Source organism: Anoxybacillus sp. ST70, from assembly GCF_019553625.1.
Classification (GTDB): domain Bacteria; phylum Bacillota; class Bacilli; order Bacillales; family Anoxybacillaceae; genus Anoxybacillus; species Anoxybacillus gonensis.
On record NZ_JAHZOF010000003.1, the window covers coordinates 13704 to 30947 of the forward strand.

General features: G+C 39.3%; 21 protein-coding genes. All 21 read left to right on the forward strand.

Going from position 1 to position 17244, the window contains the following annotated elements; all coding sequences use genetic code 11:
- The first annotated feature begins 10 nt into the window (after positions 1-10).
- A complete protein-coding gene (locus K1I43_RS05730) occupies positions 11-1960 on the forward strand; it encodes a heme lyase CcmF/NrfE family subunit (RefSeq protein WP_019418683.1) in 1950 nt (649 codons plus the stop codon).
- A complete protein-coding gene (locus K1I43_RS05735; RefSeq protein ID WP_019418682.1) occupies positions 1957-2331 on the forward strand; it encodes a cytochrome c-type biogenesis protein CcmH in 375 nt (124 codons plus the stop codon). The genes K1I43_RS05730 and K1I43_RS05735 overlap by 4 nt, the downstream gene beginning before the upstream one ends.
- 92 nt (positions 2332-2423) lie before the next feature.
- Positions 2424-3119, forward strand: coding sequence for a heme ABC exporter ATP-binding protein CcmA (gene ccmA, locus K1I43_RS05740; protein ID WP_019418680.1), 696 nt, complete (start codon positions 2424-2426; stop codon positions 3117-3119).
- Complete coding sequence (locus K1I43_RS05745; RefSeq protein ID WP_019418679.1) at positions 3116-3778, forward strand: heme exporter protein CcmB; 663 nt, start codon at positions 3116-3118, stop codon at positions 3776-3778. Before ccmA ends, K1I43_RS05745 begins: the two co-directional genes overlap by 4 nt.
- Before the next feature lie 4 nt (positions 3779-3782).
- Entirely contained in the window at positions 3783-4478 is a 696-nt protein-coding gene (locus K1I43_RS05750) for a cytochrome c biogenesis protein (RefSeq protein WP_019418678.1), read from the forward strand.
- A gap of 12 nt (positions 4479-4490) precedes the next feature.
- Entirely contained in the window at positions 4491-4643 is a 153-nt protein-coding gene (locus K1I43_RS05755) for a CcmD family protein (RefSeq protein ID WP_019418677.1), read from the forward strand.
- Complete coding sequence (locus K1I43_RS05760) at positions 4640-5134, forward strand: TlpA family protein disulfide reductase (protein ID WP_019418676.1); 495 nt, start codon at positions 4640-4642, stop codon at positions 5132-5134. Before K1I43_RS05755 ends, K1I43_RS05760 begins: the two co-directional genes overlap by 4 nt.
- Before the next feature lie 60 nt (positions 5135-5194).
- Positions 5195-5710: a NapC/NirT family cytochrome c gene (locus K1I43_RS05765; RefSeq protein WP_019418675.1), complete on the forward strand. Its 516-nt coding sequence runs from the start codon at positions 5195-5197 to the stop codon at positions 5708-5710.
- 1 nt (position 5711) lies between these two features.
- A complete protein-coding gene (locus tag K1I43_RS05770; protein ID WP_019418674.1) occupies positions 5712-7136 on the forward strand; it encodes an ammonia-forming cytochrome c nitrite reductase subunit c552 in 1425 nt (474 codons plus the stop codon).
- Between the two features lie 187 nt (positions 7137-7323).
- A complete protein-coding gene (locus K1I43_RS05775) occupies positions 7324-8496 on the forward strand; it encodes a nitrate/nitrite transporter (RefSeq protein WP_026011832.1) in 1173 nt (390 codons plus the stop codon).
- A gap of 135 nt (positions 8497-8631) precedes the next feature.
- Complete coding sequence (locus K1I43_RS05780; RefSeq protein ID WP_019418479.1) at positions 8632-9963, forward strand: NarK family nitrate/nitrite MFS transporter; 1332 nt, start codon at positions 8632-8634, stop codon at positions 9961-9963.
- A gap of 61 nt (positions 9964-10024) precedes the next feature.
- Complete coding sequence (modA, locus tag K1I43_RS05785) at positions 10025-10786, forward strand: molybdate ABC transporter substrate-binding protein (protein ID WP_019418480.1); 762 nt, start codon at positions 10025-10027, stop codon at positions 10784-10786.
- A gap of 2 nt (positions 10787-10788) precedes the next feature.
- Positions 10789-11484 (forward strand): molybdate ABC transporter permease subunit, encoded by a 696-nt coding sequence (modB, locus tag K1I43_RS05790; protein WP_019418481.1) that lies wholly within the window; start codon positions 10789-10791, stop codon positions 11482-11484.
- A complete protein-coding gene (locus K1I43_RS05795; RefSeq protein WP_019418482.1) occupies positions 11465-12502 on the forward strand; it encodes a sulfate/molybdate ABC transporter ATP-binding protein in 1038 nt (345 codons plus the stop codon). The genes modB and K1I43_RS05795 overlap by 20 nt, the downstream gene beginning before the upstream one ends.
- Before the next feature lie 104 nt (positions 12503-12606).
- A complete protein-coding gene (moaA, locus tag K1I43_RS05800; RefSeq protein WP_019418483.1) occupies positions 12607-13608 on the forward strand; it encodes a GTP 3',8-cyclase MoaA in 1002 nt (333 codons plus the stop codon).
- Positions 13609-13612: 4 nt separating this feature from the next.
- The gene (locus K1I43_RS05805; protein WP_019418484.1) at positions 13613-14110 is read left to right on the forward strand and encodes a MogA/MoaB family molybdenum cofactor biosynthesis protein; all 498 of its coding nucleotides are present in this window, start codon (positions 13613-13615) and stop codon (positions 14108-14110) included.
- Positions 14107-14676 carry a molybdenum cofactor guanylyltransferase gene (mobA, locus tag K1I43_RS05810; protein WP_006318147.1) on the forward strand — a complete coding sequence of 190 codons (570 nt, stop codon included), beginning with the start codon at positions 14107-14109 and terminating at the stop codon, positions 14674-14676. The genes K1I43_RS05805 and mobA overlap by 4 nt, the downstream gene beginning before the upstream one ends.
- 150 nt (positions 14677-14826) lie before the next feature.
- The gene (locus K1I43_RS05815; RefSeq protein ID WP_019418485.1) at positions 14827-16080 is read left to right on the forward strand and encodes a molybdopterin molybdotransferase MoeA; all 1254 of its coding nucleotides are present in this window, start codon (positions 14827-14829) and stop codon (positions 16078-16080) included.
- Positions 16071-16574 carry a molybdopterin-guanine dinucleotide biosynthesis protein B gene (gene mobB / locus K1I43_RS05820; protein ID WP_019418486.1) on the forward strand — a complete coding sequence of 168 codons (504 nt, stop codon included), beginning with the start codon at positions 16071-16073 and terminating at the stop codon, positions 16572-16574. The genes K1I43_RS05815 and mobB overlap by 10 nt, the downstream gene beginning before the upstream one ends.
- On the forward strand, positions 16555-17010 hold the full coding sequence (locus tag K1I43_RS05825; RefSeq protein WP_006318154.1) for a molybdenum cofactor biosynthesis protein MoaE: 456 nt from the start codon (positions 16555-16557) through the stop codon (positions 17008-17010). Before mobB ends, K1I43_RS05825 begins: the two co-directional genes overlap by 20 nt.
- The gene (gene moaD, locus K1I43_RS05830; RefSeq protein WP_019418487.1) at positions 17007-17240 is read left to right on the forward strand and encodes a molybdopterin converting factor subunit 1; all 234 of its coding nucleotides are present in this window, start codon (positions 17007-17009) and stop codon (positions 17238-17240) included. The genes K1I43_RS05825 and moaD overlap by 4 nt, the downstream gene beginning before the upstream one ends.
- Positions 17241-17244 lie beyond the last annotated feature (4 nt).

The window sequence follows — 17244 nt, forward strand, 5'->3', positions numbered from 1 at the left end:
GCGGTGCTTTATGTATATATTGGGATACACAACAATGATCGCTAGCTTTATTTTTTCACTATATGGCCTTTGGGCGTATGGATATGGGATAAAGAAGAAAAAAGAAACGTATGTGGAGAGCGGTAAAGGCGCTGTTTTTGCTGTTTTTGTTACAGCGACTATCGGGATTTGTTTACTTGTTTATTTACTAGTAACCAACCATTTTGAGTATAAATATGTCGCCGCATATACGAATTCATCATTAGCGTGGTTTTACCGTTTTTGCGCGCTTTGGGCAGGGAATGCAGGATCTCTTCTTCTATGGGCATTTTTGCTTAGTTTATTTGCTTTCATTATCGCATATTCGAAACGTACGCAGGCACATGCTTTAACGCCGTATGCGCTTCTCGTTTTACTCATGAATCTTGTATTTTTCTTTCTCGTTTTATCAATAAACGAAAATCCGTTTAAAATGACAAAAACGATTCCGTTAGATGGAAATGGTCTGAATCCGATGTTGTTACATCCGGGAATGATCATTCACCCTGTTTCCACATATGTCGGTTATGTTACTTTAGCGGTCCCATTTGCTTATACAATTGGAGTTCTTTTTCAAAAGGATTGGAGTGCAATATGGGTTCCTCTTATAAGAAAATGGACGCTCATCGCATGGGTTAGTTTAACGATTGGGAATCTAGTCGGTGCATGGTGGGCTTATGTCGAATTAGGATGGGGTGGATATTGGGCTTGGGATCCTGTTGAGAATGCTTCGTTTATGCCATGGTTAACGACAACGGCATTGTTACATTCACTCATGATGCAAGAGAAAAAACAAATACTGAAAGGATGGAACGTAGCACTCGTTATTGTATCGTACTTTCTTTCACTGTTTGGAACATTTATTGTGCGAAGCGGCGTGTTAACATCTGTTCATGCTTTTTCAAATTCAACGTTAGGAACATATTTCCTTGTATTTATTATCGTTATGTTTATCGTTACGATGTATGTCGTTGCTGATCGCGCACATGTATGGAAACAAAACAAAGTAGTGATCGAACATATTTTTTCAAAAGAAATGAGCTTTTTAGTTGCGAATTTAATTTTCATCGGCGGAATGATAGCGATTTTTTGGGGAACAATCTTTCCGCTTGTATCGGAAACGATAATGGGAAGAAAAGTGAATGTTGGTGCTCCATATTTTAATGAAGTGACAGCACCTATTTTTCTAGCTCTTATCTTATTGATGGCTATTTGTCCTATTGTTCCGTGGAAATCAGCATCTATTCCAGTTATGTTGCGGCGCTTAAGCATGCCTGCAATTGTGAGCGGATGTATAGCTGTAGCGTTATATGTCATGGGAAAAAAAGATTTATACGTCATTTTGGCATGTTTCATCGTTACGTTCATGATTGTTGTACACATCATAGAATTATTTAGCGATGTATGGAAAAAGAAAAAAGGAACACAACAATCGATTGTTCATATCCTTGTTCATTTATTAAAGCATAACAGCCGCAAGTATGGAGGATACATCGTTCATATCGGTATTGCTTTCATTGCTTTTGGTGTTATTGGTTCACAGGCATATAGCGAAGAAATGATGAAAACGCTGTCGCTTGGGGAAAGTGTGAAAATTGGAGACTATAAATTGTTGTATAAGTCGTTAGATGAACGGTATGAAAAAGATAAAGATGTTGTGTATGCAACGCTAAAAGTACATGAGGATAATGAGAAGACGAATGTGTTAGAGGTAGAAAAATGGTTTTATCATCATTGGAAGGAACCTTCAAGTGAAGTTGCTTTACAGTCGAACGTATTTGAAGATTTATATATTGTATTAAGTTCGTGGGAAAGCGACCGAAGTGCAACATTTTTAATAAAAATAAACCCGCTCGTTTCATGGATTTGGATCGGGGGAGTAATCATGATGATTGGAGCCGTGATTGCGATGACGCATCCGATGAAAGGGGGGAGAAAATGATAAAAAAGCTTTGGTTCAGTTTCTTTTTAGTATGTATTTTGCCGGTTAGCGTCTTTGCGCAAACGTATGATTACAATTCTAAGTTATTTCAACGTATTGTGAATCAATTGGCTATGCAAGGGCATAAAGAACACGATCTCGCTACGTGCACAGTAAAGCAACAGTATTACAAAGAAGTTCTTGATATGTTGAATAAAGGAAAAAGTGAAGATGAAATTTTAAATTATTATGTTGAACAACTGGGAGAACAAGCGCTTGTCGTTCCGCAAAAAAGTGGATTTAGCTTAACTGCTTGGGTTGTACCTATAGCCATCTTCATGTTCGGGGCGTTTGTCATTTATCGAACGGTTCGTCGGAAAGAGGGGAATTAAATGGAATATATGTATATCGTTATAAGTATTGCCGTTGTTACAGGATGTTCCTATTTTATCGTTAGCCCGTTTTTTAAAAAGAGGGAGAGCGAATGATTGTTTTACAAAACGTTCAAAAAAAGCTTGGTATGCGCCCGATACTACGACACATCAACATGGAAGTAACACCAGGGGATTGTTTCTCCATTGTTGGACCGAATGGTGCTGGAAAAACAACGCTTTTAAAAGTTTGTGCATGTATTCATAAAGCTGATGAAGGAAATGTGTATTGGAACGGTCGAGACGTATACAAACAGTTAGCACAATATAAAAGTCAGGTTGGTTGGATTTCACATCATCACTTTCTATATGAAAATTTCACTCCAATAGAAAATTTACGATTTTACAGTGAATTGTACGGAGTAAAAAACCGTGAAGAAACGATTAAAAGATGGCTTAAAATTGTCGATTTATATGTGTTTAAGGATATCCCTGTACGTACATTTTCAAAAGGAATGAAACAGCGGTTATCTTTAGCGCGTGCGTTATTACATGAACCGAGCATTTTGCTTCTCGACGAACCGTTTACGGGGTTAGATCAAGATGGAGTGCAATTGCTTTTCCACTTGTTGAAACAAGAAAGAGAGAAACAATCAATGATTATGATGGTGACACATGACTTTAGTCATATTGAAAAAATAAGCAATAAAGTCGTTTTTCTATACAAAGGAACAATAGCTACTGAAAGTGTGCAAACAAAAGCGGAACATATAAGAGAAATTTACAAAACATTGGTGGATGAACCATGAACATAAAACAAATATGGACGATTACGAAAAAAGAGCTTTACTACGAGTATAAAGAGAAGCAAAACGTCATGTTTATTCTCGTTTTTGCACTATTAATGATTACAACGTATAGTTTTTCCTTTACGATTACACAAGATTTATTGAAACAAATTACTCCTGGTTTTATTTGGATTGTGACGATTTTCACAGGTATGATGTGTTTTGAACGTTCTATGTCCTATGAGTTATATAATGATTGTTTTACGGGGTTGCTCGTTGCACCAATTGAAAAAAGTGCAATTTACATGGGGAAAACAATCGCAAATTTTATTATTCTTTTTTGTACGAACGTCATCGTTGTCCCACTTTTATTTATACTATTTGATTTTCGTTATTATCATCATCTTTCCCTTTTCTTCGTTGTCATGATCGTTGGTTTATTTGGCTTTTCGATTGTTGGTACATTTTTAGCATGTATATCAAACAAAGTATTGTTTTACATTTTGCTTTTACCGATGATCAGTCCGTTGCTTATTGCAGGAGCGCAGTCTACAAAAATATTGTTTCTTGCTGAAAATCAAATTTATGATACGTTCAGTTGGCTAAAGATGATGATTGCGTATGATTGCATCTTTTTTACCGTTTGCTATTGGTTAGTTGATTTTGTATTAGGAGAGTGAGGAGATGAAGAAACTTGATGCCATTTTGCTTGCGTGTGCGACAGTTTGTATGCTCATCGCATTATACATGGTGTTTATTTGGTCACCGATCGAAGTACAAATGGGGGTTGTACAAAAAATTTTTTACATTCACGTATCATCAGCATGGGTAAGTTTTTTAGCGTTTTTTGTCGTGTTTATTTGTAGCTTGTTCGTCATTTGGAAATCGAATGAGTTAGCTTATCACGTAGCGGGAGTGTCAGCAGAAATTGGTGTCGTGTTCACAGCCATTGTATTAACGACGGGGCCCATTTGGGCGCGTAGTGCATGGAATACATGGTGGACGTGGGAACCGCGGTTAACGACAACGTTGATTTTGTTCTTTATGTATATCGGTTATTTACTGTTGCGTCAATCCGATGGGGAACGACATAAAGTTGCTCGTTTTTCTTCAGCATTCGGTCTCGTGGCGTTCGTTAACGTTCCGATTGTGTTTATGGCTATTCGTTGGTGGAACTCTCGCTTGCATCCTGTTGTTTTTGGAGATGGAAAAAATCAAAAGGGCGGAGGGGTAGAGCCAGAAATGTTGTTTACGTTAATTGTTTGTGTGGTGGCGATGACGCTTCTTTATGCTGTTCTCGTCAGAAAAGGTGTTCGTATTGCACGAATGAAAGAAAAAGTAAAAATGTATATGGAACAAGTGTATACACATTTTTCGTAAGGGGGATGTCAAATGGTTTATTTATTTAGTGCTTACGCAGTTGCTTGGTTGATCATTTTTTCATACTTGTTCTTTCTTTTCCGACGTGAAAACAAACTGAACGAACAGTTACAGTTTATTGAACATTGTTTGCAAGAAAAACAGAATAGGAAGATGGTGAAATGAAAAAAAACGTATGGTGGTTTGCGACATTTATGATAATAGTTATGATTGCTGTGCTCGTTGTCAATAAAAAACAAGAAAAGCTTCATGTTGGCGATATTGTTGAAGAAGTTCAATTACCAACGTTAGACGGTCAAATATGGAAAGTGGAAGAAACGAGGGGAAAAGTAACGGTGTTAAACTTTTTCGCTACATGGTGCGAACCGTGTGAAGAGGAGCTTCCTGAATTAGAAGCTTTTTATAAACAGTATAAACAAGCGAACATATTTATTATTTCAAAAGGTGAACCGAAAAGTTGGGTACAACAGTTTGTTCATAAGCATCAAACGTCTCTGCCTTTTTTACTCGATGTGGATGAAAAGATTTCAAAGCGATTCCAAATTGTTGGTCAACCGGAAACGGTCATTCTTGATCGCCATGGTGTCATTCGTGAAAAGATCGTCGGTCCGGTCACAAAAGAAACACTCATTGAAAAAGTTGAAGCAATACAATGATAACAACGCTTCTTTCGGAGCGTTGTCATAGATCATGTACGTAAGAAAGGAGGTGAAAGTATGTGGAAGAAGCTGTTCAGTCTTGATAAAAAGGTTCTCGTTATCGTCTTCCTATTTGTTGGAATTGTTGGCACAGTGGCGGCTGCAGAAACATTGAGTTATACAGATTCAGCTCAATTTTGTAGCAACTGTCACATCATGAACGAGGCACACGATTCGTTTGCAGCATCGACGCACGCAAATATAGCATGCAACGATTGTCACTTGCCACACGATAACGTAGTAAATAAGCTTGTTTTTAAGGCAAAAGCGGGTATGACGCACGTTTACTTTAACACGCTAGGTTCTAAAAAAATACCGAAAGTGCTTCATGCAACAACAGCTTCAAAAGATGTCATTAATAAAAACTGTATAAGTTGTCATGAAGCAACGATTCAAAACGTTTCGCATGACGCAAAAGAAAACTGCTTTAGTTGCCATCGTGACGTACCACATGGAAAGGCGACATTTAAAACAAAAGAATTTGATGAACAATTGCCTTCGGGAACATTATTAAATAGAAAAGGAGGGTTTTAAGGTGATGAAACGGGCTTTCATGCTTCTTGGGTCGCTTCTTCTTATCCTTGTTGGTTGTAGTCAAACAGAGGAAGCGGCCAAACAAAGCAAAAGCACAGGACTTGCGAAAGATGAATATCGCAACGAAGCATTTAAAGATTTGTTTCCGTTGCATTATGAAAGTTATATGAAAAATAAGAAGGAAGAAGATACGAAATATGGGGGATCTGTAAAACGTAGCAAGTTTGAACATGATAAAGAGCCGTATTTACCAATTTTATTTAATGGATATGGTTTTGCGACAGAATACAACGAAGATCGTGGACATGTGTATGCAACAGAAGATGTACGCAATATTAAACGGATTACCGACAAATCAGTCGGATCGTGCTTAACTTGTAAAAGTACAGCTGTACCAAAATTAATTGAAGAAATGGGCGATAATTATTGGGGGGCAAACTTTAATCAAGTCATTTGGCCGAAGGCAGAGGCCATGGGACATTCCCCAATTGGTTGTTCCGATTGCCACGACCCACAAACGATGGATTTACGAATTACACGTCCAAGTTTTATTGAAGCAATGAAAACTCGTGGTGTCGATGTCACGAAAGCAACGAAAAACGAAATGCGCTCATATGTATGTGCGCAATGCCATGTAGAGTACTATTTTGAGCCATCGAAATCAAAAGTAACATTCCCATGGGCAAAAGGATTTAAACCTGAAGAAATGTATGCGTATTATGAGGAGATTGGTAAACAGCAAGGATTTGAAAAAGACTGGATTCATAACGTGTCAGGAACACCGATGTTAAAAGCACAACATCCAGAGTTTGAGACATGGATTGAAGGACCTCACGGAAAAGCAGGGGTGTCTTGTGCAGATTGCCATATGCCGTATGAACGGGTAGACGGCAAAAAGAAAATTACGTCCCATTACTGGACATCGCCATTAAAAACGATTGAACAATCTTGTTTAACATGTCATGCAGATAAGTCAAAAGAATGGATAAAAACGCGTGTAGAAGAAATTCAAACGACGCATATGGAAATGCTTCATAAAGCGGAAGAAGTATCAGTGTTTGCGCATTATTATGTGAATAAAATGATTACAGCAAAAGTAGACGAATCAAAAATTAAAGCAGCCCAAGAACATATAAGAAAAGGTCAATGGTATTGGGATATCGTCGCTGCAGAAAACTCAACAGGATTCCATAATCCACAAGGAACGATGGCGACGTTGAGCAAGTCCATTGATGAATCTAATCAAGCCATTTTAATTGCGACAGAAGAGTTAATGAAAAAAGGAATTGACGTAGATAAGCTGAAAAAAGAAATTGAGGAGCGGATGGAAGCTGTCTATAATGAAGCGGATCCATTTAAGAAAAAAGATCATGCCATTACAGACAGTTTTCCAGGTCAAACTCCGCCTCCTCCAGCAAAAAAGTAAGGTAAAGAGGGGACCCGGCATCCCCTCTTTTTCATCTTATTGTGATTTACATCATGTTGCAAGTGAAAAGAAAGAACGTATGAAAGTTTTGTGAACATAACAAAAATTGTGAACAATATAACAGTAGCAATTGATAAATTTTTTTACGATAAAATTGTCAAATGATAAAACGAAGGGGGAAATCGAAATGGAGCGATTCAAACAGTTTCTCCGAGTGGGGCATTTACCAACACTTCTTTCATCTTTTTTGTACTTTGATATTAGTTTTATGATCTGGGTAATTCTTGGGGCAACAGGGACATTTATTGTGGAAGACTTAGGATTGACACCTGCACAAAAAGGAATGATGGTAGGAATCCCTGTATTAGGAGGAGCGTTGCTTCGTATTCCAATGGGACTATTAGCAGACCGATTCGGTGGTAAGAAAATGGGAATGATCGGAATGGTTTTGACATCCGTTCCTCTGTTATGGGGTTGGTTGTTTGCTGATACATTGACACAAATTTATGCGCTTGGATTGTTATTAGGAGTAGCAGGGGCTAGTTTTGCCATCGCTCTTCCTTTAGCAAGCCGTTGGTATCCGAAAGAACATCAAGGTTTGGCGATGGGAATTGCAGGTGCGGGAAATAGCGGAACGGTTTTAGCAATGTTGTTTGGCCCGCGCATTGCGGAAGCATATGGCTGGAACAGTGTATTTGGATTAGCGCTCATTCCTCTCTTTGTTGCTTTTATTGTATTTATCATCTTCGCAAAAGAATGCCCGACTGCGGTAAAACCAGCAAAAATATCGGAATATACGCGCGTGATGAAAATGAAGGAAACGTGGTTGTTTAGCTTTTTTTATAGCTTATCTTTTGGTGGATTTGTCGGAATGACGAGCTATTTAACACTATTCTTTTTCGATCAATACGGAGTAGATAAAGTGACGGCAGGGGATTTTGTGACGCTTGTCGTATTTGCGGGAAGCTTTGTTCGGCCAATTGGTGGCTATTTAGCTGATAAATATGGTGGAATGAAATTGCTCGTTTGGTTATTTACAGGCGCTACTGTGACGTTAGCCGTTGTTGGTACGCTCCCGCCTGTTTATGTTGCGTTAACTCTTTTATTTATTACACTTATTTTTTTCGGTACAGCAAATGGTGCACTATTTCAAGTTATTCCAACTATATTTCCTAAAGAGGTTGGACTATTAACAGGTTTCGTTGGAGCTGCTGGCGGTTTAGGAGGCTTCTTTTTACCGAATATTTTAGGTATGTTTAAACAATGGACGAATTCGTATTCATATGGCTTTTGGTGGGTAGCAGCAACTATGTTTGTTGCAATGCTTATCATGAGACGATTGCGAAAAACAATCGCTTAAACATTATTTTTTAACATTGTATGAACGTTTGAAAATATGTGATGCGTATCACATTCTTATTGACACTCTTTCTTTATGATAAAAGTACAGCAATTATTTTTACAATCATACTTCAAAAAAGGAGAGACGATCTTTATGAGTCAAACATTGAAAACGGCTTCAGATCATGTTGAACGGAAAAGCCGCATCGGTTCATATTGGAACCCAGAAGATCCTTTGTTTTGGGAAAAAGAAGGGAAAAAACATGCTCGTCGAAATCTTTGGATCTCTGTTCCAACGTTAATGTTGGCATTTATCGTTTGGCAAATTTGGTCCATTGTTGCAGCAAGGCTAAACGACATTGGTTTTCAATTTACACAAAGCCAATTGTTTACGTTAGCTGCTGTTCCAGGACTTGTTGGAGCAACACTACGCTTCATTTACACGTTTGCAGTCGGAAAATTTGGTGGACGAAATTGGACCGTTTTTTCGACAGGGGTGTTACTCATTCCAGCTGTCGGTGTTGGATTAGCGGTACAAAACCCGAATACGCCGTATTGGGTTATGTTATTACTAGCAGCTCTCTGTGGACTTGGTGGTGGAAATTTTTCATCTGCATTAGCTAATATTAGCTTTTTCTTCCCGAAAAAAGAAAAAGGGACAGCGCTTGGTATTAATGGCGGTCTTGGAAACATGGGAGTATCTGTCGTTCAATTTGTCACCCCTTTAATCGTAACTGTTGGTGTATTTGGAGCGATCGGCGGTGAACCACAAGTACTCGCAGACGGCTCAAAAGTTTGGTTGCAAAATGCGGCATTTATTTGGGTTATTCCCATTGTGTTCTTTACTATTTTAGCGTATTTCGGTATGGATAACTTGCCAAACGCCAAACAATCTGTGTCTGAACAATTTGTGATTGTGAAACGAAAACATACATGGATTATGACATGGTTATATGTTGCGACATTCGGTTCATTTATCGGATATGCGGCAGCGTTTCCACTTTTATTAAAATCACAATTCCCAGAACACGTATCACTTGCCTTCTTGGGAGCGTTTTTAGCAGCAGCATTCCGTCCGGTTGGGGGATGGTTGTCCGATAAGTTAGGTGGCGCGCGCGTCACAAACTACATTTTAATTGTCATGGGTCTTGGTGCTGCGGCAGTCATGTATTTTACAACGGAAAAACACTTTATCGGATTTATCGTATCTTTCTTGATTTTATTTATTGCTGCAGGGATGGGATCAGGATCAACATTCCAAATGATTCCAATCATCTTCCCGCCAAAAGAAGCGGCACCTGTTCTTGGTTTTACAGCAGCATTTGCCGCATATGGCTCATTCTTCATTCCGAAACTATTCGGTTGGGCAGCTCAAAATACAGGGACACCAATTACAGCATTTTACTTCTTTATCGCATTTTATGTTGTATCGCTTGCATTAAACTGGTATTATTATGCTAGAAAAAATGCAGAAGTGAAATGTTAGAAGAATAGAAGGGGATATCTATAATAGATATTCCCTTTTATTGATATGTGGGGGGACGAAAGTGAAAAAAATATGGTTTTTTATTATGATTTTGTCATTAGTGGCATGTAATCCTCACATCGCTCAACCAAATGCGGCACCATCTATTAAAGTTGCCGCAGCAGCAGATTTAACTCATGCATTTAAAGAAGTTGGAGAGCAGTTTAAAAATGAAACAGGGATAGACGTTACGTTCATTTTCGGTTCGAGTGGTCAGCTAGCAGAACAAATTAAACAAGGGGCTCCCTTTGACATGTTTGCTTCGGCGAATGTAGAATATGTCGATGAACTTGTTCGTGACCATGTCGCGCTTGAACAAACAAAAAACGTATACGCCTTCGGTCGCGTTGGCATGGCTGTCAAAAATGGAGTAGCTGTATCGTCATTACAAGATTTATTAAAGAAAGAAGTGAAAAAAGTGGCAATTGCCAATCCGGATCATGCACCGTATGGGTTATCAGCAAAACAAGCATTAATGAAAGCTGGCGTTTGGGAACAAGTAGAACCGAAGCTTGTTTACGGAAAAAATATTGCTGATACACTTGCTTATGTGGAATCGGGGAATGTTGAAGTAGCGATTGTCGCGCTTGCACTAATGAAGGATCATCATCTTCCATTCTACCTTATTGATGAACATATGCACGAACCGATTCGACAAGCGATCGTTATCACTAAGCAAACGAAACATGAAAAAGAAGCGCGCGAATTTCTCGCATTTTTAAAAGGGCCGACTGGCACGAGCATCATGAAAAAATACGGTTTTATCATTCCTAAGGAGGAATAATTGTGGAGGCGGTCAATCTTTTTCCGCTCTTTCTGTCATTAAAAGTAGCAACAATAGCCACGGTTTGTGCTCTTGTTGTCGGATTGCCCATTTCTTACTATTTAAGCCGTTCTCATCATAAATGGAGTGACATACTCGATTCTTTATTGACGTTGCCAATCGTATTGCCCCCAACCGTTCTCGGTTACTATTTACTTGTGCTACTTGGTCGCTCAAGTCCAATTGGTCGTTGGTTGGAAGAAACATTTGGGATTTTGATTGTATTTACACCGACAGGAGCCGTTGTTGCCGCTTTTGTTGTCGCTTTGCCGTTTTTTGTGAAGACGGCACGGGCAGCATTTGCAAGTATTGACCAGCAATTGTTGAATGCGGCGCGCGTACTTGGACGATCGGAGTGGGATATTTTTTTTACTGTCGTCATCCCGCTTTCTTGGCGCAATATCGCATCAGCGACTACGCTTGTTTTTGCGCGTGCGCTTGGGGATTTTGGTACGACGCTTATGGTTGCAGGAAGCATTCCGAATGAAACGATGACGATGCCGATAGCTATTTACGATGCATTGCTTGCAGGAAATAAAAAAATGGCAAATATACTTGTCATCATCATGACGAGTGTATCTGTTGTTTTATTGTATACGATGAAACGATTAGAGAAGCGAATGATGCGAGGAGAAAACGATGCTTTACGTCGCCATTAAAAAAACATTTTCGCATTTTCAATTAGATGTAAATTTTACAATACAAAAAGGGGTTATTGGTATTTTAGGTCCATCGGGATGTGGAAAAAGTTTAACGTTGCAAAGTATTGCGGGGCTACAACGGCCAGATGAAGGCGTTATTCAATTGAATAATCATTTATTTTTTCATTCGGACAAACGAATTCACATCCCCGCCCGTCATCGAAATGTCGGGTATATGTTTCAACATTATGCCCTTTTTCCTCATTTGACCGTTTACGAGAATATTGCGTTCGGCTTGAAAAAATGGCCAAAAAAGCAAGTACAACATACGGTTACGAACATGATTGAAAATATCGGATTAAAAGGGTATGAAAATCATTACCCCCACCAATTATCCGGAGGACAGCAACAACGAGTAGCACTTGCGCGAACGCTTGTTACACAACCGAGTATATTATTGCTTGATGAGCCGTTCTCAGCGTTAGATCAACATACAAAACAGGCGATGGAACAACAATGTTTTTCTTATTTACAACAACATTTTTCCGGTCTCGTTCTTTTTGTGACACACCATTTAGAAGAAGCATATCGATTATGCGATGAGCTTATTTTGTATGATCGTGGCCGCGTAATACAACATGGAAAAAAAGAACGTGTATTTTATGAACCGAAAAATGTACAAGCCGCAAACATTGTCGGCTGTAAAAATATATTTTCTTGTACGTTTGCTGAAAAGGGAGAACAGATTATTTGTTATGTCAACGGTGCACAATTGATCGTCCCTGCACATAAAAAAAAGAGCGGAGCGACATATGTTGGTATTCATTCGCATCATATTCGCTTTGTAGATGATGCAATATACAATGCCTTTTCTTTTCGCGTCATTCGAGCTGTCTCACATGTATATACGTATGATGTGACAATACAAACAGATCATTTTATATTGCAAGCTAGTGTGAGTGAAGAACAGTGGCGACATATGCATAATAAAAAAGTATATTTACCGCCTGAGCATTTGTTTTTTTTATTTGAATAAATCATGAACATATATGTTTGTGTGACGTACGTCACATTTCTCAGTTAAGCGATTTAGTAACATGAACATAGAACCTCGATAAACGAAAAGAGGGATTGATGAAGATGGTATATGATGCATATGAACGACCATTATTAGATTTGCGTATGTCGGTAACAGATCGCTGTAATTTTCGTTGCACATATTGCATGCCAGATATAGAAGGAAAACGATATTGTTTTATGGATCGGGAACAACTGATGACATTTGAAGAAATGGAACGTTTTTCCCGATTGTTTGTCAAACTCGGGGTAAGAAAAATTCGTTTAACGGGAGGAGAGCCGTTATTAAGAAAAAATATCGATGTGCTTGTGGCGATGCTGACAAACATTGACGGTGTTCACGACGTATCGTTAACGACGAATGGATTTTTTTTGAAAAAGTATGCGAAAAAATTAAAAGATGCAGGAATGAAGCGAGTGAATGTGAGTTTAGATGCACTCGATGATACTATTTTTACAAAAATGAACGGAGTCGGCGTGCGTTCTGAGCACATTTTAGAAGGAATTGATGCAGCGCTTGCGGAAGGGCTCCATGTAAAAGTAAATATGGTTGTCAAAAAAGGGCTAAACGATCATGAAATTTTACCGATGGCTTATTTTTTTAAAAAGAAAGGTGTAACACTTCGTTTTATTGAATTTATGGATGTCGGCTCTTTAAATGGGTGGAAGTTAGATGATGTTGTGACGAGCAAACAAATATATGACATCATTTCTGAACATATGCCACTTGAGCCGGTTGCTTCTAGTCATGTTGGCGAAGTAGCTAAGCGTTATCGCTACGTAGGGACGAATGTGGAAGTAGGTTTTATTTCTTCTGTCTCAGCCGCCTTTTGTTCAGACTGTACACGTAGCCGATTATCTGCTGATGGGAAGCTATATACATGTTTATTTGCGACAAATGGGACAGATTTATTAAGTATGATGCGAGCTGGGGCGAGCGATGAACAGCTCATTTCATCCATTGAACGTGTTTGGCGAAAGCGAGTCGATCGTTATTCAGAAGAGCGCGGAAAACAAACAACGTGGAATGGGAAACGAATTGAAATGTCATATATTGGAGGGTGACGATATGGGTGTTCATGATCATAAAAAGCAGGCGATGCTCCCTGTCCGATGTAAAATTGTGACCGTTTCTGATACGCGCACATATGAAACAGATACGAGTGGACGATGGATACGTGAACAATTAGAGCAATCAAACATTGTTGTTGCTGCATACGAAATTGTTAAAGATGATGTATTCGCCATTCGACGAGCCGTTCAATCAGTTGAACAAGTAGATGTCATTTTAATGAATGGAGGAACGGGATTTACAAAACGTGATGTGACGATTGAAGCCATTCAGCCGTTGCTTGAAAAAGAAATGGTTGGGTTCGGTGAGCTTTTTCGCTTTTTAAGTTATGAGCAAATCGGAAGTGCAGCGATGTTAAGTCGTGCGCTTGCTGGTTCGATGAACGGCATGATCATTTTTTGTATGCCCGGGTCAACAAACGCTGTGCGCCTAGCAATGGAAAAGCTCATTTTACCCGAAATTCGCCATCTTGTTTGGGAGCTTCGTCGCCAATGAAAACGATCGGCATTGTTTTAGCGGGCGGACAATCAAAACGGTTTGGTGAACCAAAAGCGCTTGCGTTGCGACATGGAAAACCTTTTCTTTTTTATAGTATTGAGGCGTTGCGTCCGATCGTTGATGAAATCGTTATTGTTGCACAGCCACACATTCGAACGAAATTATCGTTTCAAGACGTATCATGGATCGAGGATGATCCACAATACAAAGGGAAAGGCCCATTAGCAGGAATTTATTCGGCTATCGTGCATCATGAAGCAACGTGGTATGTTGTATTGCCATGTGATATCCCGTTTATTCATGAGACGATTATACGTATGCTTAAGGAACAAGCAGATGATGCATTCGATGCCATTGTGCCATATGTGAATGGGAGACTCCAACCACTGATTGCTATATATCACTATCGAGTGAAATCGCTTATATACAATTGTCTTCAACAAGAGGAGTATCGCATGCATACGTTTCTTTCCTCCTGTCGAGTGAAACGTGTTGGGATGAAAGAAGAACAACCGTTTATGAATATTAACACAAAAGAGCAATTTTATAAATGGATTAGTTAGAGGCGAGTTGCCTCTTTTTTTATCAATATTTATGAAAAAAATGTGAATTTCGTCACAACACCACTTGTTTTTGTGACGTACATCACACGATTTTATGATCAAAAGGCGATATAGTAGAGATAGGATATTATTTAGAAGGGATGAACGTAAATGCGCAAACCGATTCCGATTGACGAAGCAATCGAACGAGTAATGGAATGGTGCCGTGAAGGAGAAAAAGAGTATGTTTCGTTAGAGCAATGTGATGGACGCATTTTAGCGGAACATGTGGAAGCAACGATGCCGATTCCATGGTTTGATCGCTCACCATATGACGGCTATGCTCTTGTTGCGGATGCGACAGAAAGAGCTTCAACTCATGCTCCTGTATTATTAGAAGTCGTTGGCACAATTGGAGCTGGTTCGGTTTGGGATGGAACGTTGGCGCCAAACGAAGCAGTAAAAATTATGACAGGTGCAGCCATTCCAAATGGAGCAAATGCAGTCGTGATGGTTGAATTGACGAAAGAGATTGAAAAAGATGGGAAGCGCTTTGTGCAAATAAAAAGAAAAGTGAATGAAGGCGAAAATATTTCGCGTGTTGGGGAAGATATGAGACAAGGTGAGATCGTCGTTGAAAAAGGAACTGTCATTCATCCAGGGATTGTTGCGGTTTTAGCAACGTTTGGATATGATCGCGTTCCTGTGATGAAAAAGCCAAAAGTCGCCATTATTTCAACGGGAAGTGAACTTCTTCATGTTTACGAGCCGCTTGAAAAAGGGAAAATCCGCAACAGCAACGCTTATATGCTTCAAGCGCAAATTCGACGCGTTGGGGGAGAGCCTATTTTGTTTGGCAAAGTGGCCGATACGTTTGAACATACGCTACACGTCGTACAAAAAGCGTTACGTGAAGCAGATGTGGTCATAACAACGGGTGGTGTATCCGTTGGGGATTTCGATTATATGCCTCGCGTATATGAACATCTCGGTGCCAAATTGTTATTCAATAAAGTAGCGATGCGACCAGGAAGTGTGACATCAGCGGCTGTATTTGAAAATAAAATGTTGTTTGGACTGTCAGGCAATCCTTCTGCATGTTATGTGGGCTTTGAATTGTTTGCTCGTCCATTTATAAAAGCGATGTTAGGACAGCCTAAACGTTATTTAAAGAAAGTGCAAGCGGTTTTACAAAAAGATTTTTTAAAACCGAATCCATTTACTCGTTTTGTTCGTGCAAACGTATCGTATGACGATGGAATGTTACACGTGGAACCGGTTGGAAAAGATAAATCAAATATTGTTTCATCGCTCGCACAAGCAAACGCTTTTATCGTTTTGCCGGGAGGAACACGCGGTTTTCAAGCGGGTAATCGTGTTGATGTGCTTTTACTTCATGATGAAGGAGACTATGTTTGGTCATGATGATTTTACAAATCGTTGGTTATCAAAATAGTGGAAAAACGACACTTATTGAAAAAATCATTCACCAGTTATGTGAAAATGGATATCGCGTTGGAACGTTAAAACATCACGGACATGGTGGGAAAGTCATGTTACCGAAAAAAAAAGATACAACGCGTCACGCAGAGGCTGGGGCAATAGTATGTGCAGTGGAAGGGGACGGCACGTTTCTTCTTCATGCGAAAGGAAACTGGGAGCTTGATGAGTTACTATGTATATATGAACGATTTCCAATTGATGTATTGCTTATTGAAGGATTTAAACATGCAGCTTATCCGAAAATTGTTTGTTTACGTCATCGGGAAGATGAACATTTATTGCATTTAAAAAACATACTATTTTCAATTAGTTGGCAACGTACGGACGGATCTTTTTTTATTGAAGATGAACAAGCGTATATGGAGCGCATTATTGCTTATGTAAAGGGGGAACAACATGTTTGCGATCGTTCGTGAACCTATCCATGTAGGAAGTGTCATTGAAGCAGTTGCTGATCGTCATGCAGGGGCGATTGTAACGTTTCTTGGCACAGTAAGAGAATTAACGAATGGAAAAAAAACTGTATATTTGCAATATGAGGCGTATGAGTCGATGGCGCAAAAAAAATTAGAACAAATTGGTCAAGAAATTGTTGCCCGCTTTCCACAAGCAAAAGTAGCGATTGTCCATCGCATCGGTCGGCTTGATATTGCTGATATTGCGGTAGCTATTGCGGTCTCAACGCCGCATCGCGCAGACGCATATGAAGCGAATCGTTATGCTATTGAGCGAATTAAAGAGATCGTTCCTATTTGGAAAAAAGAGTATTGGGAAGATGGGGAAATGTGGATTGGTAATCAAAAAGAAACAGTTCGTTACGATCATGGCGCACCAAAGGAGGAAGAGATATGATTCGCGTATTACTATTTGCCTACATAAAAGAACGACTCGGCAAAGAGGAAATTGTATTCAATGAACAACAAATGACTGTTCGGCAACTTCGTGAGCGTCTTGAGCAAGAATATCATTTACAAGTCGCTTCTTCACTTATGATTGCGATTAACGAAGAATTTGCAACAGATGATGACATAGTATATGCCGGTGATGTCGTTGCACTGATTCCACCGGTCAGCGGAGGGTGATCAA

What these genes read in the sequence shown, in the direction of transcription:
- K1I43_RS05825 (WP_006318154.1), top strand. Translation starts at nt 16,555, where the DNA reads ATGTTTGCGATCGTTCGTGAACCTATCCATGTAGGAAGTGTCATTGAA.
- K1I43_RS05730 (WP_019418683.1), top strand. Translation starts at nt 11, where the DNA reads ATGTATATATTGGGATACACAACAATGATCGCTAGCTTTATTTTTTCA.
- K1I43_RS05815 (WP_019418485.1), top strand. Translation starts at nt 14,827, where the DNA reads ATGCGCAAACCGATTCCGATTGACGAAGCAATCGAACGAGTAATGGAA.
- K1I43_RS05755 (WP_019418677.1), top strand. Translation starts at nt 4,491, where the DNA reads ATGGTTTATTTATTTAGTGCTTACGCAGTTGCTTGGTTGATCATTTTT.
- K1I43_RS05745 (WP_019418679.1), top strand. Translation starts at nt 3,116, where the DNA reads ATGAACATAAAACAAATATGGACGATTACGAAAAAAGAGCTTTACTAC.
- K1I43_RS05765 (WP_019418675.1), top strand. Translation starts at nt 5,195, where the DNA reads ATGTGGAAGAAGCTGTTCAGTCTTGATAAAAAGGTTCTCGTTATCGTC.
- K1I43_RS05795 (WP_019418482.1), top strand. Translation starts at nt 11,465, where the DNA reads ATGCTTTACGTCGCCATTAAAAAAACATTTTCGCATTTTCAATTAGAT.
- K1I43_RS05760 (WP_019418676.1), top strand. Translation starts at nt 4,640, where the DNA reads ATGAAAAAAAACGTATGGTGGTTTGCGACATTTATGATAATAGTTATG.
- K1I43_RS05780 (WP_019418479.1), top strand. Translation starts at nt 8,632, where the DNA reads ATGAGTCAAACATTGAAAACGGCTTCAGATCATGTTGAACGGAAAAGC.
- K1I43_RS05775 (WP_026011832.1), top strand. Translation starts at nt 7,324, where the DNA reads ATGGAGCGATTCAAACAGTTTCTCCGAGTGGGGCATTTACCAACACTT.
- ccmA (WP_019418680.1), top strand. Translation starts at nt 2,424, where the DNA reads ATGATTGTTTTACAAAACGTTCAAAAAAAGCTTGGTATGCGCCCGATA.
- mobA (WP_006318147.1), top strand. Translation starts at nt 14,107, where the DNA reads ATGAAAACGATCGGCATTGTTTTAGCGGGCGGACAATCAAAACGGTTT.
- K1I43_RS05735 (WP_019418682.1), top strand. Translation starts at nt 1,957, where the DNA reads ATGATAAAAAAGCTTTGGTTCAGTTTCTTTTTAGTATGTATTTTGCCG.
- K1I43_RS05750 (WP_019418678.1), top strand. Translation starts at nt 3,783, where the DNA reads ATGAAGAAACTTGATGCCATTTTGCTTGCGTGTGCGACAGTTTGTATG.
- moaD (WP_019418487.1), top strand. Translation starts at nt 17,007, where the DNA reads ATGATTCGCGTATTACTATTTGCCTACATAAAAGAACGACTCGGCAAA.
- moaA (WP_019418483.1), top strand. Translation starts at nt 12,607, where the DNA reads ATGGTATATGATGCATATGAACGACCATTATTAGATTTGCGTATGTCG.
- K1I43_RS05805 (WP_019418484.1), top strand. Translation starts at nt 13,613, where the DNA reads ATGGGTGTTCATGATCATAAAAAGCAGGCGATGCTCCCTGTCCGATGT.